This window comes from Mucilaginibacter sp. (genome assembly GCF_025362475.1).
GTDB lineage: Bacteria > Bacteroidota > Bacteroidia > Sphingobacteriales > Sphingobacteriaceae > Mucilaginibacter.
Genome location: NZ_JANYGH010000023.1, coordinates 69,635 through 84,197 on the forward strand (window position 1 = coordinate 69,635; position 14,563 = coordinate 84,197).

Below are 14,563 nucleotides of genomic sequence, written 5' to 3' on the forward strand. Positions count from 1 at the left end.
GCGGCGAGGAGCTAAATCTCTTTTTTACACCAGCCGGCTCATCTTACACTTTAAGTGAACCGAATATACATTTTAAAGAGGTTCATTAAGTATATTTGAGGTTCCAGTTTTAATCATTGAAAAAATATATCCTATTCTTTATAGTGTTGCTGTGGCTAACTGAAAACGTTTGGTCGCAACCATATTATTTTAAACATTATGTTACAGAAAACGGCCTGTCAAACAATACCGTTGTTTGCTGTATACAGGATAAAAAAGGCTTTGTATGGTTTGGCACACAGGATGGGCTCAACCGTTTTGACGGTTACACTTTCAAAGTTTACCGCAACAACCCTGCAGACCCTAATAGCCTGGGCAACAATTTAGTACACACTCTTTATGAAAATACCGATGGTACAATTTGGGTTGGTACCGATAATGGAATTTACCAGTACAATCCTCAAACAGAAAGCTTTAGCATTTTGCCTAACGCTTCGTCTGGCGCGATACTAAGTTTATTAAAGGATAATAAAGGTAATGTTTGGTACGTATCCAATCAGCACTTATTTGAAATTGTAAAAAACACCAGCCTGCTTAAATCCTATACTATAAATAATTGCAAGGTAACATCGGTTTGTGTATCTCCGAGGGGCCACATATGGTTATCATCTTCTACCGGGAATTTATACGGCTATGATGAAAAGGGCGATACTTTTACCCGGCACAATGTATTCAACCATTCGGTACCGGCGCGCTCTGATTGGATAGTTAAGATTTATAGTTATAACGAGCGGTATATTTTAATTGGCACTACCAACCAGGGCCTCAAGCTTTTTGATACCAGTACCCATACCTACCAGGATATCCTGACCTACAATAACGAGCATACGGATATTTTTGTAAGGGATATGCTGCACGTTAACGCTGATGAATGCTGGGTTGCTACCGAATCGGGGATTTATATTTATAATATGGCAACAAAATCCGTGACTAATTTGAAGAAACAATATGATGACCCTTATTCTCTTTCAGATAATTCGATATATTGTTTATTTAAAGACCGGGAGGAGAACATTTGGGCTGGCACTTATTTTGGTGGCGTAAATAATTACTCCAGCCAATATGCCTTGTTTAAAAAATACTTCCCAAAGTATAATAGCAATTCTCTTAGCGGCAATGTAGTGCGTAAAATATGTGGCGACATATATGGCAACATATGGATAGGTACCGAAGATGCCGGCCTAAACAAACTTGATCCACAAACCGGTATTTTTACGCACTTTAAACCCAATGGCGATAAAAGCAGCCTTTCTTACAATAACATCCATGGTTTGTTGCCTGTTGATGATAAATTGTGGATAGGAACGTTTGAACACGGCCTTGACATTATGGACATAAAAACAGGCAAAATTATTCGCCATTATGAAACCATTGATAAGGAACACGCCCTGGAACGCAACTTCATAATCTGCATTTATCAAACCCGGTCAAAAACTGTTTATATAGGTACAGGTAACGGTTTATACCGATATAATAAAGCTAAAGACGACTTTACTTTTATACACGGCGGCCATGTACAGGCTATTTTGGAAGATGACCTGGGCGTAATTTGGGTGGGCACCCGGCAAGCGGGTTTATATTTTTATAATCCGGAAACTAACCAGGTCAAAAAATTTGTAGATAAGAACGCTAACCAAGACAATATTACCATAAATGACATTTTTGAAGACAGCGATAAACACCTTTGGTTTACCACCGAAAACGGTTTGTACTTGCTTAACAATGATAGAAATAGTTTTAAAATATATTCAACCGCTAACGGTTTGCCGGCAAACGTTACATTAAGTATAGAAGAAGATCAAAATAAAAACCTGTGGATAAGCACATCAGGTGGCCTGGTAACTATGAACTTGGTAACTCAAAAAACAACCACCTATACTAAGGGCAACGGCCTGCTCAGTAACCAATTCAACTATGATTCTGGCTTTAAAGATATACACGGCACCATTTATTTTGGAGGAGTAAGGGGATTGATAAGCTTTAATCCGGCTGCTTTTAATAGTAAAGGATTTATATTACCGGTTTATATTACCGGTTTCCAGGTGAATAACCGGGAGCTGAAAATCAAAGGCGCTAATTCGTCGCTGGAGCAATCTATCATAAATACCCGCGCCATTTCATTAAATCACGACCAGTCGTCATTCAGCATCGATTTTGCCGCGTTAAGCTTTTCGGCACCCGAAATGTCTGAATACGCTTATAAAATGACTGGGATTGATAAAGACTGGACTTACCTGAAAACAAATAGGAAAGTATATTTCACCAATTTAAACCCGGGCAGCTATGTATTCCAGGTAAAAGCTGTTAATAACAAAGGTATCTGGAACCAATGGCCTACAAATTTATCAATAACAATTAAGCCACCCTTTTGGGCATCAGATGCCGCCTATGCCGTTTATTTTATCCTGATGTGCGTTATTGTTTATTTCATTTTTAGAGGTTATCATAAACGACATGAAGAGAGGATAAACAGGAAATTTGAGCTATTTGAAAATGAAAAGGAAAGGGAAATTTACCATGCAAAAATTGAATTCTTTACCCATATCACCCATGAAATAAGAACGCCACTTACGTTGATAAAAGGCCCGCTTGAAAATGTTATAAAAAAAACAGAATCATCATCGTCAACGTATAACGATCTGCAATCGGTTGATAAAAACACCAACCGTCTGCTTGACCTTACAAATCAGTTGCTCGACTTCAGAAAAACAGAAAGCAAAGGTTACAACCTCAATTTTGTGAACATCAGTGTTTCTGATTTGCTGGAGAATATCTTTTTAACCTTTAAGGACCTGGCAAACCAAAAAGCAATTATCTTTAAAATAGAATTGCCCCCAAACATCATTTATGCCGATGTTGACGCCGAAGCTTTACATAAAATATTAGCCAATTTATTTACCAATGCCATCAAATACGCGGCTCATCAAATAATGATAACGTTGGATATTGCCGGAGAAAACTTTTTTATCGAACTAAAGAACGATGGCTTTTTAATTCCTGCCGAATTAAAGGATAAAATATTTGAACCTTTTTTCAGGATACCCCAAACAGATAAGCAGCCGGGTAACGGAATCGGGCTTGCTTTGTGCAGGTCGCTTGCCGAACTACATAAGGGTAGTTTAAGGTTCGAAAATTCTCTGGTTGGTTTTAATACCTTCAAACTTTCTTTACCCCTGCATCAGCAAAATGTATTTATGCTCCGCAATGATGCGAAAGGAGAGGACAAAGCTAAAATAACTGAAAAGGCCGAAGCTGCTCCGTTAAAACCAGCGATACTTGTAGTGGAAGATAATCCTGAGATCAGTAATTTTTTAACAGAGGCCCTTAGCGCCGATTACACAGTAATTACCGCAGGTAATGGTAGCAGGGCACTGGATTGCTTAAAAGAAAAAACCGTTCAGCTTATTTTGAGCGATGTTATAATGCCCGTTATGGATGGATTTGAACTTTGCGAAAAAATAAAGACAAATCTCGATTTCAGCCATATCCCCATTATATTGCTTACTGCAAAAAACGCGCTGCAATCAAAAATTGAAGGCTTGGACTCTGGTGCTGACGCCTACATCGAAAAGCCATTTTCTCCAGACCACCTGCGAGCACAAATCGCCAACCTGCTAAAAAACAGGAGTAATATTAAGGCATACTTTGCAAGTTCGCCATTGGTAAATATTAAAAACATAGCTTACTCAAAAGCCGACGAAATATTTTTAGAGAAATTAAATACCACGATACTACAGCACTTGGACAATTCAAAGTTGGATGTTGATCTGCTGGCTGATGTGATGAACATGAGCAGGCCCACCTTATATCGAAAGATAAAAGCCATATCAAACTTAACACCTAACGAGCTCATTAACCTGGCGCGCCTAAAAAAGTCAGCGGAACTATTAGCCGCCGACGAGCACAAAATTTACGAAATATCTGCAATTGCGGGCTTTAGCTCACCCTCCTATTTTAGCCATGCCTTTTTTAAGCAATTTGGGATGTCGCCATCTGATTATGCCAATCTGAAACGTACCGAAAAAAAGGGTACTGTTTAAAAGAGAAACCATTATCAGGCCGAATATCGTTTGATATAATTGAATGGAACTTCTACATGCTGGCTGGAATGATTTGTTATTAAATGTGCCGCCTTTTCGCCCATATACTTAAAATCGGTTGATATTGTTGAGATTCCATTAAGTATGATCTTTTTTATCGGCGTTTCATTATAAGATATTACGCCAATATCTTTTCCAATTTCAAGCTTCAGTACCAGCGCCCGCTCAATAAGTTTAACTAGGTCATCTTCCATTAAATTGATGAAAACTTCGCCATAATTAATGGCTTCGGTATCTATGTCTTTTACTACATCAAACAAAAACGCGTGCTCCCGGCAAAACCTGATAAACCCCGTCAATATCTCTTTAGGGAAGTAACTATTTTGCGGAAATATGATTTTTAATGTATGGTAACGGCTTAACTCTACATGTGCTTTTTTCAGTGCCTCGTAAATATCTTTCTCAAAGTTTTCATACACAGCGGCATAATTGCCCGTAATTCCGGGGATTTTTTTATCCAGCAAAACAAGTTTTTCTTTGGGGATAGTATTGATAATTTCGCAGGCATTTTCTTCCCCCTCCAAAAAATGCGGCACTATTACATAATGCGAATAACTGGCATAACTTTTTTCCATAAAAAGTTTTTTAAACAGGCCGTAATCATTGTTGTATACATAAAAGTCTACCAGCGCGGTTTCACCAAGCGCGGCAATAAAGGCATCATAAATAATTTTTTTATGTGCGCTTAGCTTGTTGAAGAGTAAAAATATCTTGAGATTGTGCGAAAAATTCGGGTTGGCCACATAATATCCTTTGCCCGGATAAGATCCCACCACTCCTATTTTTTTCAGGTGTCTGTACGCCTTTTCGGCAGTATCGCGGGCAACCTCCAATCGGAAGCTAACATCGTTAATAGATGGCAACAATTCATCCTTATTAATATCGCCAGACCTGATGGCCTTTACTATTGAATTGGCCAACTGAAGATATATTGGCGTACCCGAGTATTCATCTAATTTAATGTGATCAAAAAATGGCGGCGACTTAAAATAAGTGATCATATTTTCCTTTATCCTTTAAAACGAGTGGCATACAGATAAAACAGCCCCTTAAATTAACGGGGATAACCTGCTTTAATAATTGGTAATTAATTGGCTAAAGCGCTTGGGCTTTTATATTGTAAAGGAAATTATTCGTGCTGTTTTTTTGTTGATTTACCGTCTCAACATCTATCAAATTTGTATCAAATTATGCTTACAATAGCTATAAACAGGCAAAGCCGCGCCAATTTACAGGACGCAGCTTTGTTTTTTTATACCTGGTTATCACTTAATAATTTTTACCTCTCGCGGCGCTTTTACACTTGTAGTTATTTTGCCATTGGGTTGCCTAACATGTTTAATCTTTACAATTCCGTAAGGGGTAGGGAATGTTCCTTCGGCGAATTTGAGATCGCCTAAATGGGGTTCAATTTTAAGCACTTTGCACCCGGGTACTACAACATTAACGCCAAGCACATGTTGGGTTAACCACGGTGTAGGGCCAGATGCCCAGCCATGAGCCAAACTATGCCTGAAACCCTTATAGCAGTATGCGCCATAATCGCCGTGAATATCTTTTTTGCCGGCAGGCACTAGCTCATCAATACGGGATGCGTCGGGCAGCCAGTCTATATTAAAGTCTTCCCAAAATGTGGTTGCCCCTAAGCCAAGCATCGGGCCCCAATAGCTTCTGATAGCATCGATGGCACCTTGGTAATCGCCAGCCTTTGCTTTGGCCTGCAGCATATAATAACCGAAAAAGGTAGAATAGTTACGCACACCACCCACGGATAAAGCTTCATTTGCCGCAGCCGGAGAAATTAAACCAGACAAGCTAAGCAAGGCAACAGCCTGTTTGGAGCCATTAGCATCGGGTACATTTTTCTTTAGTTTTAAAACAGCATCATCGCATTTTTTTGCGGTTGCAGGGTCGTTAAGTACTTTGCATAATTCCGATCCGGCATTTAGTGTCATAACCAACATTGCCTGTAAGCCGGCATGGATGCCTTTTATATTGTCACTCGATGGCCAGTCCAAAAAACGACCTCCACTATTTAACGCTTCGCTGTTGTTACTGTCAATCTGTAACGAATATTGGTTTAGCAACTTAATGAGATAGCTTCTTTGTTGTTTCAAATAGGCCAGGTTGCCGGTATGCATATACCAATCGTGCTGAATAAGTATCCACCACATAGAGTACGAAACCATCCCATTCATATACTCCGGCAACGGGGTGATATCGCGTGCCAAATCAAGGCTTTTAGGAACCACATCATTGTTGCCGAAAACGGCCGCAATAGTTGATGTTTCGGGGTGCATATCCCCTACCCAAACCAGCCGGTCGCGTTTAATGCCGTCCCATAAATAATCCTGCATGTTCAGGTGTACGGTATACGCGCCAGTAATCCATATCTTGTTTAATAACGTATCACTACAATTAAACGAACCCAGGTATGGGATATCCCTGAATGTAAAAATGGCGTTTACCTCTTTAAGTTTTAACTCGACATTATCGTCAACAAGGTCAATCCTCACAAAACGAAAACCCGTGTTGCCTACCTCTAATTTGCCCAGCCATGGTAACGAGATGGTAAAATCGCGCATGGCATGGTCATTAGTGGCATCTTTGGCCACATCCATTACATCTGACATTGCCTCGGCAGCAGATTCGCCAAAACGCAGCCGCACCCTAACAGGCTTCCCTCCTCTTGATTGATCGGTAATGAGCTGTAAACCGCCGTGAAGTTCTTTGCCAAAATCAAACAAAATGCCTGGTTTACCTTTTTCATTGCTGGTAAGCACACAAAGATTTTTGCCCGAAAGATCGGCCTGTCCGATACCAGGGTTCAGCAATTTTTCTGGATTAAGGATATTGGTTGTCGCATTACCAGACTGCCACAATATTTTTACCGGCGGCAGGTAACGGCGCACGGTAGCTTCGCCCCTGGCCTGGCTTTTTCTTGCTTGTGAAAAAACCGGGGGCAGCTGCGCTTTAACAGTTAAAGAAAAGGCAATTAACAGAATTAAACAGATCAGGTAATTTTTCATTGCTGGTTTATGTTGTTATAATAATTCGCACTCTTGGTTATGCCGGTAAAACTATTTATTGGTTGTATAATGATAATCAAACCGGCGTAACGGGGCCGAATCGCCATTGACAAAAAACTCATTGATATCGTTGAGACGTTGAATGTTATCGATCCAATGAAAGTTAAAAGACAAATTATTTTTTGTTTGATGAATTAACGATAACGGCATTTTTAGCATGATTTGGCTACCAATTACCTCATAGTCAATTAAGGCTATTGTTTGCCACTTGCCCTTAACCCACTTTTTTAATGTAGTTTTATTATTGCTTTTCACATCGGCATTAATCAAATAATCATAACCTTCCCAACCTGTTTTTTTGTTTTGATCAGCGTTAATAAACAATAGCATCCAATTGGCACCCGTGTGCGGAGTTATGGTCGAATCTGTTTTTGCATAAAAATACAGACATTTGCTATCGCGCGCCGTGCGCGATTCTATAATGTGGTTACGGCCGGTGTTGTTGTTATAATGCAAACCTGGCAGCACACCGGCGAAATTGCGCTGGCCGCCATTAACCAGGGTATTTGTATAAATAGGCATAACTCCCTTCCAGTCCGAAAAATCGCCCTTCAGGTTGATACTGATAGGTACCGATGCAGGTTGTGGCGGCATCATACCTTTGTATTTACGCATACGCGCCACAAACTGGTAATAGAAATTATCGGTATAGCCGTTTTTTATGGGCTCCAAATCGCGGTTAAACTCCCGGTTAAATTCATCAACAAAATACAGGTCGCCTTCCTTCATTTTTTTATCCTCAAAGGCAAATCCTTTGGTTGCTGCCAGCTCCTTACTGGTGGGCCATGCGCCGGCTTTAAATTCATTCCAGCCGGTAACTAATAAAATAGGTGCATGAACAGAATCGGCCCGGTTCCATTGTTCATTTAAAAATATACCTGTGCCTGTTTCTTTAGATAACCAATATTTATCTACTGTGGCAACATAGTGTAAACCATCGCTTGATCCGTTTGTACGATAATTCCACAGCGGCGCACCCATGGATTTGGATACCACATATTGCTCGGCCCTGCCCAATGAATCTAACGCTACACGCTGCGGATGGGTATCCATAAAACGCCATTTGCCTCCCGCCCCCCTATCATCATCAAACAAAGCCCAGGTTGGCCTCCATGTATAGTAATTTAGCAACTCTGCTAATTGTGTTTTATCTTTAATATCATCGACTTTAACTTTGGGCGACATGATGAGCGGTTTACCGTTCCAATAAAACCATACATCGTCATAGTTTCCTGGCTTATAAAAGTTATTATAAAGCAACTGAACTTTCCAGCCATATTCGGAATTAAGAAAGGGTACCACATAAGGCGCCTTTACCCCTCGCTTACGCAGGTTTTGTATGGTTGCAAGTAAGGTTTTTATTTCGGGCTCGTACACTTCGCCATTGGTAAGATCTAAAAAAATAAAATCGACACCGGCAGCGGCCATTAAAGCCAGGTGCCTTTTAATTACCCAAGGATCGGCCGACCGGTAATAACCAAATTCAGACTCATCCCAATAGTAATCCTCGGGCCGCCAATCAGTTTTCAGCGGATTTAAAGCAAGTATTTTTGTAACATTTACAGAATCTGTATTGGTTGCAGTGCTGCGCAGGTCGCCATGCCAAAGCCAGTAAAATACGCCTACATAGGTATTAGGTTTAGGGGCACCTGTTTCTTTATAGGTGGGTAAATTCCGGCCCAGTGCATCGGTTGCTACCCAGTTGGAATTTTGGATATTTATTTGTGGCGTATTTTGGCAAATGGCCTGTTGGCTTAACAGCAAACCTAAAATAAGCGCACTGTAAAAAGATTTTATATAGAACATAGAGTTTTGCTATTTATAATTTCTGCTATTTTAATCCATACAGGGCAGGTTGGCAACCTGCTCTGTATGCACGCTGCAACTTAGTTATTCCTTATAAATTTAAACCAGTCTACTTTTAAAAGGTCGTCGCCTTCGCCGGTGAAGGATAGCCAAACAGCATGGACACCTTTGGCTGCGTTAACCTTAGCGGTAAAAGCTGCCAGGTTTTGCCATCTCCGTTACCAGGCACATAAATAGTTACCATGTCACCGGCCCATGATTCGTCAAGCTTTATTTCAACAAGAGATGGTTTGGTCCCAGGTGCAGTATTCATGGTTATATGCCCAACCAAAAGAGAAAAGCAGATCAGCATTATAAACTGATCTGCTTTTTATTATCTACCAGCCCGGGTTTTGAACAAACTTAGGCAGTATTGATATCTCGCTTAATGGAATAGGCCAGATTAAAAACTTGGTATCGTATGATTTCCGCCTGTCAACAACTACCCTGGTGTTGGTTAAGGTGGTCCCATTTTTAACCCATTTCATCCCGGTAGTCAAACGGTCGGTTTTATCAAGGATCTTCCAGCGGCGCACATCCCAAAAACGTTGCTCCTCAAATGACAGTTCAACGCGCCGTTCATTACGTATCCTTTGCCTCAATTCATCCTGGCTTAGGCCTGCCAATGCCGGCATATTTACGCGGGCACGTATTTTATTTACCGCCGTAAAAGCTACGTTGGTTGCGCCGTTAGCTTCATTTTCTGCTTCGGCAAGATTAAGGTAAAGTTCGGCCATCCTGAATTTGCGATACCTGGCGCCGCTTCCCTGCCCGTCCTGCAAATCGCCGTTAACAAATTTATGCAGATAGTAACCATTATGGGTAAAGTGCCTGTCACTCGCCAAAAATCCGTCGGCGCCACCTACATATGATTGTAAGGTATACGAACCGCCGTTTATGTTTCCATAAAAGCCGCCGTTATAAAATACGGTAGCATAAAACCGTGGATCGCGGTTTAAGTACGGTTTACTATCATCATAGCCCGACGTTGGATCAACAACAGGCTGCAAATGATCATTATCGGCATAGCCGGTAATTGGCACTTTGCCATTGGCCATTTCATAAGAGTCGACTAATTCCTGCGTTGGTGAAACTCCTGCCTTATAGGCATGTACAGACGGACATCCATTTAAAAACTCCCATTGCGATATATTGGTATTCTGTTTCATCTCCAATATAGTCTCGTTATCAACAGGGTTAACGCCAATATCGGGCGTAGTAATAAAATAAGCGCCGTAATCCGGAAACAGCCCATAGTTGCTGCTTGTTGTTAATGCTGTTATAGCCTCTTGTGCGGCTGCGGCCGCAGCCTGCCATTTGGCTTTATCGTTGGTTGGGTTCCATAACGCGCTGGCATTAAATAACAATGCTTCTGATTTTATAGCGTAGGCAACAGCTTTGGTAAAGCGGCCCCTATCGTCATTATTGGTCGTAATACGGTAAGGCAGTTTTGATTCTGCTATAGCATCGTCGCAATCTTTAACAATAAATTGAATATCGTCGTTATAGACGGGCCTTGATAGGGCTTTAAAATCGGTGGTAAGCTCAAAAGGCTTATCAACAACAGGCATCGAGCCGTACCTCAATATCAGGTCCCAATAATAAAACGCGCGGATCACCTTGGCTTCGGCTTTCCAGCGGGCTTTATCTGAGCTGTTTGTTACCGAAGCGTTATCGATATTTTGTAAAAACACATTGCACTTGCGAATGCCAGACCATGCGTTGCCGTAATAGTTGCCATCCCACCCTCCGGCATCAAGCGGGTTGTTAGTTGGTGTTAAGCCACCCTGGTACCAGTGGGTGCTGGCCAAACCTTCAGTAGGGTCGTCATTATCATGTCCCTCATCGGTAAAACTGGCCAACATGGTATGAAAGCTGTAATGGCCGCCATATTGCTGCAAATAGCCGTAGCAGGAGTTTAGGTATGCCGCGGTTTCATTATTATCCTTAAAAACGTCTGCAAGCTCTATCCTGCCATTGGGGGTAATATCCAGCGGATCTTTTTTGCAACCTCCGCCAACTACCAGGATAAAAGATAGTAGAATTATAATTTTTTTCATCGTAATAGTTTTAAATATTAAAAAATAACGTTAACGCCCAGGTTGTAAACTTTATAAATTGGGTAAGTAAGCGGGCCTGATGATTCGGGATCATACCCTTTGTTCACCATTTTATCCCACGTAATCAGGTTGAAACCGTTGGCATAAAACCTCACTTTTTTTGCACCGATTTTCTGGCTCCACGCGGCTGGTAATGAAAAACCTACCTCGGCATTTTTTAACCTGATGTATGATGTATTTTCGCGCCAGTAATTACTTGGCATACTTGGGTCTTCGCCATTTGTGGCAGATGCGCTCAAGGCCGGAAACTCAATTTTTGCACCGGATGCAGCCCTTGCAGGCGTCCACGCATTTAAATGCCTTTCGGTTAAAAATCCGTTACCGTAGTTTTCCCATACTCCCCATCCCCTAAAATCCTGGGTAACATTTGCAACGCCCTGGAACAAAAGCGACACATCAAAACTTTTGTAGTTGACACCCAGTGTGGCGCCAAAAGTGTATTGAGGAACGTTGGAATAGCCTATAGGCGCAAAGTCCTTACTGTCAATAACCTTATCGTGGTTCAGATCTTCAAATTTCAGATCGCCGGGGCGCGGCGACCTGCCAGAAAAAGTAAGGCCCGAATTGTCAATTTCCTGTTGGCTGCCCCAAAAACCGTTGGCAATTAATCCGAACGGTGTACCTACCGGATAGCCAGTAGCATTATACCTGTATGCATAATCTGCTGTCTTCTCGGGCTCATCAATAAAGTTGATGATGTTTTTAGAATAGTTAAAATTGAATTTGGTTAAGATGGATAGATCCTTACCGAGCGATTTATTATAATCCAATTCAATTTCATACCCCTTATTTGTTAACCGGCCTAAGTTTTGCGGCGGTATGGCGCTTGATGGCAAACCATTTAGCTGCGGCACAGTACCCCTGTTAATTAACATGTTGTTGTTTACAGATTTGTATACATCAACTATCAGGTTTAACGAGGTGAATAGTTCCATATCTAACCCGATATTTGTTTTTTTTGAGGTTTCCCAGCTTAAGTTTTGGTTACCTACGTATGATTCATTTACAACACTTCCGTTTATGCCCAACGTACCGCCGCCGCCAACGTAACCACCGCCCTGTATAACGGTATTATCAAGATAAAGGAACCGGGCGTTGTTAATCCTATCATTACCTACCAATCCATATGAACCTCTTACTTTTAGCGAGGTAATTACCGGGTTATCCTTTAAAAACTCCTCATGTGAAACTAACCAACCTGCAGAGTACGATGGGAAGAAACCATACCTGTGGCCCTTGGCAAATTGTTCGGAGCCGTTGTAACCGGCATTAAACTCAGCAAAATATTTATTATCATAACCATAAGTTACACGTGCTGAAAGGCCTCTTAAGTTAAAAGGCAAGGGAAAATCGGTAGCGCTTGGGTTATCACCTCCTTGTGGCTTTATGGTTTTATCCTGTTGGCCAAGCAATAAACCGGTAATGGCATGCTTACCAAATGTGCGGCTGTAATTTAATGTAGCCTGGAAGTTAGAATAGGTTTGAAATGTATTATTTACATTGGGGTTTAGGGTGGAGTTACGGTCGCCGTTGGCGGGTACGTATACGGTGCTATCCTTACCGCCTGCCCCCGGAACTATAGCCTGATTATAGTGAGTGTAACTTTGCGTTTCTGTAAGATCATGAATTGAACGGGTATCAAACGAGATCATGAACTTTGCCGATAAACCAGGTGTCCAGCTTTTCAGGTCCTGCTCCATGCCGAAAGAGGCCGTGATATTGTTGCGGGTTTCCTGCACATAACCGGTACGGTTTATGGTGGCGTATGGTGAATTGTTATTGCCATATACCAAAACTTTACCATCGGCTGTTACAGGGCCTGGCGTAATGGGAGGCGTGTTAAATATATCTACCAAAACATTAATGGCGTTACCGTACCCAAGGCCTGCTCCACCTGCCGGGCTGTTTACATTTTCAACGTAACCTCCTAAATTTAAAAACGCCTTTAAAGTTTTGTTCTTGTTTAAGTAGGCATCAATATTGGAGCGAAAATTATAACGTTTAAGGTAGGATGAAGGGTCGTAGTCTTTCTGATCAACTTTCCATTGTCCGCCCTGATCAAGGTAGCCGGCATTGATAAAATAACTTACATATTCGGTACCGCCCGATAAGTTTAAGTTGTAACGTGTTTGGCCAACGTATTTGTGCATCAACATTTTCACCCAGTCGTTATTAGGGTAATGAAGAGGATCATCCTGTGTTTTGTAATGATTTAATGCATCGGCAGAGTAAATAGCCGGGTTACCGTCATTAGTGGCCATTTGATTTTTTAAAGTAGCCCAATCAAAAGAGTTTAAGCTTTGTGGCAGGCGCGTAAAGGCCTGCTGGCCAGATTCTACTGTAAAATTGATCTCTGGTTTATCCATTTTGCCCCTGCGGGTGGTAACTAATATTACGCCATTGGCGCCACGTACCCCGAATACCGCGGTAGACGAAGCATCTTTTAATATGGTGATGCTTTCTACCTCATTAGGGTCAATATAAGTGATATCGCGCGGTACACCATCTACAAGTATTATCGGCGTTTGCCCGTTGATGGTTCCCTGTCCCCGTAAATACAATGATACGGCGTCTTTACCTGGCTCGCCGCTTGATTGGATGGCCGTTAACCCCGGTAAACGCCCCGCCAGTGATGCTGCGAGGTTGGCTGCCGGGCTTTGTTTGATCTCTTTTGTGGAGATGGTTGATATAGCACCGGTAATGGTTTGCTTTTTTTGCGTACCGTAAGCCACCACAACAACTTCGCTCAGATCTTGCCCGGGCGCGGTTAGCAATACGTTGATCTCTTCGCGGCCATCGACGGCAACATTTTTTTGGTTGAAGCCGATGTACCTGAAAATTAACGTTCCATTTGATGCCGCTTTAATGCTATACCTGCCATTTGCATCGGTTACCGCGCCGGTTGATGTACCCTTTACCAGTACAGAAACGCCAATGAGGGTTTCGTTTTTGGCCGAGTCCCTTACAACACCGGTAATGGTTTTGGTTTGTGAAAAAGCAATTTGGCCCAGGCAGAGCATTACTGCCAGCAAACTAAAATGCTTTCCGTAAAAAAGTTTTAGTACAAGTTTTTTTAACATAATAAATAGTTTAAAGGTTTATTGAAATGTGCTAAGCAGCACGGATAATTGGTTACTTATACAATGGTAGATATTGCTAAAAAAACCTGCAACCCGCACTGTTATGCTCTTAGGCGGCCTTGCCTTATAATAATTTGATTATCTGATAAGCCGCAAGGCATTATCAGCCCCACGTAGGGCCATGACTGCTTACCTAAAAAACTTGCCTATGTAAAAAGCCCCGTAACGTTTTATTACAGGGCCTAACAAAGTGCCGATAAACAACTATCAGCGGGTTGCTGTCAAAAAAA

The 14,563-nt window shown here is 41.7% G+C and carries 7 protein-coding genes; 1 reads left to right on the forward strand and 6 read right to left on the reverse strand.

Going from position 1 to position 14,563, the window contains the following annotated elements; translation table 11 throughout:
- Positions 1-116: 116 nt before the first annotated feature.
- Positions 117-4,079 (forward strand): two-component regulator propeller domain-containing protein, encoded by a 3,963-nt coding sequence (locus Q0R88_RS08590; RefSeq protein ID WP_295715067.1) that lies wholly within the window; start codon positions 117-119, stop codon positions 4,077-4,079.
- A 14-nt stretch (positions 4,080-4,093) separates the two neighbouring features.
- Here Q0R88_RS08590 and Q0R88_RS08595 read toward each other — a convergent pair whose 3' ends face one another.
- The 6 genes from Q0R88_RS08595 to Q0R88_RS08620 form a co-directional block, all read right to left on the reverse strand.
- A complete protein-coding gene (locus tag Q0R88_RS08595; protein WP_295715069.1) occupies positions 4,094-5,140 on the reverse strand; it encodes a GntR family transcriptional regulator in 1,047 nt (348 codons plus the stop codon).
- A gap of 264 nt (positions 5,141-5,404) precedes the next feature.
- Positions 5,405-7,168 (reverse strand): alpha-L-rhamnosidase C-terminal domain-containing protein, encoded by a 1,764-nt coding sequence (locus Q0R88_RS08600; RefSeq protein ID WP_295715071.1) that lies wholly within the window; start codon positions 7,166-7,168, stop codon positions 5,405-5,407.
- Between the two features lie 51 nt (positions 7,169-7,219).
- Positions 7,220-9,034: a hypothetical protein gene (locus Q0R88_RS08605; RefSeq protein ID WP_295715073.1), complete on the reverse strand. Its 1,815-nt coding sequence runs from the start codon at positions 9,032-9,034 to the stop codon at positions 7,220-7,222.
- Positions 9,035-9,114: 80 nt separating this feature from the next.
- The gene (locus Q0R88_RS27190; RefSeq protein ID WP_366087007.1) at positions 9,115-9,237 is read right to left on the reverse strand and encodes a hypothetical protein; all 123 of its coding nucleotides are present in this window, start codon (positions 9,235-9,237) and stop codon (positions 9,115-9,117) included.
- 174 nt (positions 9,238-9,411) lie between these two features.
- The gene (locus tag Q0R88_RS08615; RefSeq protein WP_295715076.1) at positions 9,412-11,133 is read right to left on the reverse strand and encodes a RagB/SusD family nutrient uptake outer membrane protein; all 1,722 of its coding nucleotides are present in this window, start codon (positions 11,131-11,133) and stop codon (positions 9,412-9,414) included.
- Between the two features lie 17 nt (positions 11,134-11,150).
- Positions 11,151-14,273 (reverse strand): TonB-dependent receptor, encoded by a 3,123-nt coding sequence (locus Q0R88_RS08620; RefSeq protein ID WP_295715078.1) that lies wholly within the window; start codon positions 14,271-14,273, stop codon positions 11,151-11,153.
- Positions 14,274-14,563 lie beyond the last annotated feature (290 nt).